Here is a 2,571-nt window from a genome sequence, read left to right as displayed (position 1 = left end):
ACCCGGCGCCAGGCCCTCGGCGGCGAGCAGGGTCGCGAGCCGTGCCGCGTCGCGGGACCGGACCTCGACCCAGCCGTGCGCCGCGGCGAGTTCTGCCGCGGGCGCGTCGAGCACGACCCGCCCCTGATCGATGATGACGACGTGGTCGACGGTCTGGGCCACCTCGGCGAGCACGTGGCTGGACAGCAGCGCGGTGCGCCCCTGCGCCGCCCACCCCCGCAGGAACGATCGCAGCCAGCGGATGCCCTCGGGGTCGAGCCCGCCGTTGGGCTCGTCCAGGACAAGCAGCTCCGGGTCGCCGAGCAGCGCGGTCGCGAGCGCGAGGCGCCCGCGCATGCCCAGGGAGAAGCCGCCGGTCGCCCGGTCCCCGGCAGCGTCGAGACCGACGGCCGCGAGCACCTCCTCGACCCGGCGGCGACCGGCCCGCAGCGGCATCGCCAGCGCCAGCAGATGGTCCCGAGCCGTCCGGCCGGGATGGGAGGCGTTGCCCAGCGCCGCGCCGACGCGCCGGGCGGGATGATCGAGGTCGCGGTAGCGCCGGCCGAACACATGGGCCTGCCCGGACGTCGGCCGGACCAGGCCCAGCAGGGCGCGCAGTGTTGTCGTCTTGCCGGACCCGTTCGGCCCCAGAAACCCGGTGATCATTCCCGCCTGGACGGAGAACGAGGCGTTCCGGACGGCGTGGTGGGACCCGTATCGTTTGGCCAGGCGGTCGACGTGCACGACGGCGGAGACGGGAACCTCCCGGCGGCTGGTCCGATCGGGACATCTTCCACGGTAACCTGCCGTAGGCTCCTGCCCGCTTGCGGGCTACCACGAGCTAGCGGGGCGTGCGGGCGTTGCTGATCGAGGTCAGCAACTCGACGAGCTGTGCGCGCTGCTGCGGGCTCAACTGCCGGGTGAAACCGGCCACCGTCTCGGTCCGCCGCCGCTGTCCCTCGGCCAGGGCCCGCTGGCCGGCGTCGGTGAGCGCGAGCAGGACGGCGCGCCGGTCGGTGGGGTGGGAGCGGCGGGCGACCAGGCCGTCGGCCTCGAGACCGTCCACGGTCTCGGTCATCGTCCTTGGCGCGACCGCGACGGCGTCGGCGAGATCCCGTAGGCGGCACGGCCCCGTGTCCGCGATCAGCTGCAGCACCTTGAACCGCCGCAGGGTCAGCCCGACGCTGGTGCGTAGCGCCTCGTCCACGGCCGTGCGCACGAGGTGGCCGGCGGCGAGCAACAGGTTCACGACCTCGTCGCCGGTGTCCGGTCTGGGCATCCGGGGCGCCTCCTCGTCTATGGTGATGATGGCATCATCTTAGGTAGACCGACCTCATGATGAGGGATCCTCATCAAATTCGAGAAGGAGCCCGGATGGACGCGATCACCTGCCTCCTGACGCGCCGCACCGCGACGCGGTTGGTCGAGCCCGGCCCGACGACGGAGCAGCTCGCCGCAATCCTCGGCGCGGCCACCACCGCGCCCGACCACAAGATGCTGCGGCCCTGGCGGTTCGTCGTGGTGCGCGGCGAGGCCCGCACCGCCCTCGCCGCGGCGATCACCGAGGCGGCCGAGGCCGTCGGCGGCCTGCCGGAAGCGGTCGTGCGCAAGGCCGCGGGGAAGGCGACCCGCTCGCCGGCGCTCATCGCCGTCATCGCCGCGCGGGTCGAGGCCAGGGTGCCCGTCGCCGAGCAGGATGCCTCCGCCGCCGCGGCGGCGCAGAACATCTGCCTGGCCGCGCACGCGCTCGGCGTCGCGTCGGCCTGGAAGTCGGTGCCCCTGCTGGACAGCGCGCCCGTACGGTCGGCGTTCGGCCTGGCCGACGGCGAGGAGCTGGTCGGCTGGGTCGAGCTTGGCACCCAGCCGCCGGCCCCGCCGCTGTCCGCCCGGGCCACGGTGGCGCTGGCCGAGGTCGCCCTGGAGATGGCGCTCGACGGTTCGCTGCGGCCCGTCGACTCCGGCTACGCGACCGGGCTGGCCGATCCCGCCGCGGTCGGGGCCGGGGACCTGGTCGGCTAGGCCGAGTCCAGACAATCGTGGTGGTGCGCGCGGCTCGTGAGACCGCTGCCCGTCCAGCCGCCACGCCGGTGTCGTCGCAGTTGTGGTCGCCACCGGGCAGGGCCTTGGTGCGCACCGCGGTGCACACCCGTCGGCCTGATCTTCCGACCGGCGCAACGCCAGCGCCCACCGGGTCAGATTGAGACGAGCGACGCCGGGATTCCCCGAGAGACATTGTCTTTCGGCTCTCATGTGCCCGGTTCCTGGAAAGTCGCCACGGCGCCCGGGAGACGCTTCCTAAGCTGAGCTGGGGGCCCAGGTCGAGCGGCCCGAATCGGGGTATGACTCGGCTCCCGACCTGCGACGGGAGGTACGCCGTGTGCGGTGCGCACGCACCCGGAAGCCACGGGTCCACCCACGTCCGCCCGCAGCGCCTTCGGCACACGCCCGTCGACATCGGCGCTCGGGTGGCGCTGGCCGCGGTGACGGCCGGTCTGCTGGGGGCCCTGTCAGCTGGCTGCTCGCAGCCCGGCGGCGGTCCGGCGGACGAGGCTGTCGCGCCCGGTAGCGCCGCGCCCGCCCCGGCCGCAGGGG

At 74.2% G+C, this 2,571-nt stretch carries 4 protein-coding genes; 2 read left to right on the top strand and 2 right to left on the bottom strand.

The annotated features are described in order from the left end of the window. Both MXD58_RS28725 and MXD58_RS28720 read right to left on the bottom strand, forming a co-directional pair. Positions 1-723, bottom strand: a 723-nt coding sequence (locus tag MXD58_RS28725; protein ID WP_250611303.1) for an ABC transporter ATP-binding protein, incomplete at its 3' end; no start/stop codon positions are given. 97 nt (positions 724-820) lie between these two features. Further along, complete coding sequence (locus tag MXD58_RS28720) at positions 821-1,258, bottom strand: MarR family winged helix-turn-helix transcriptional regulator (protein WP_248840111.1); 438 nt, start codon at positions 1,256-1,258, stop codon at positions 821-823. Positions 1,259-1,353: 95 nt separating this feature from the next. Between MXD58_RS28720 and MXD58_RS28715 the strand changes: the two genes are divergently transcribed. Continuing rightward, positions 1,354-1,998: a nitroreductase family protein gene (locus tag MXD58_RS28715; protein WP_248840112.1), complete on the top strand. Its 645-nt coding sequence runs from the start codon at positions 1,354-1,356 to the stop codon at positions 1,996-1,998. A gap of 356 nt (positions 1,999-2,354) precedes the next feature. Next, on the top strand, positions 2,355-2,571 hold a 217-nt coding region (locus MXD58_RS28710; protein ID WP_250611301.1), incomplete at its 3' end, for a hypothetical protein.

The organism is Frankia sp. AgKG'84/4 (genome assembly GCF_023242965.2).
In the GTDB taxonomy this organism is placed as follows: Bacteria; Actinomycetota; Actinomycetes; order Frankiales; family Frankiaceae; genus Frankia.
Note: the sequence above shows the minus strand (reverse complement) of the source record. Positions and strands in the feature narration are given on the sequence as shown.

Excerpts from the sequence above, each read along its gene's own strand:
- MXD58_RS28715 (WP_248840112.1), top strand. The coding sequence starts at position 1,354 with ATGGACGCGATCACCTGCCTCCTGACGCGCCGCACCGCGACGCGGTTG.
- MXD58_RS28720 (WP_248840111.1), bottom strand. The coding sequence starts at position 1,258 with ATGCCCAGACCGGACACCGGCGACGAGGTCGTGAACCTGTTGCTCGCC.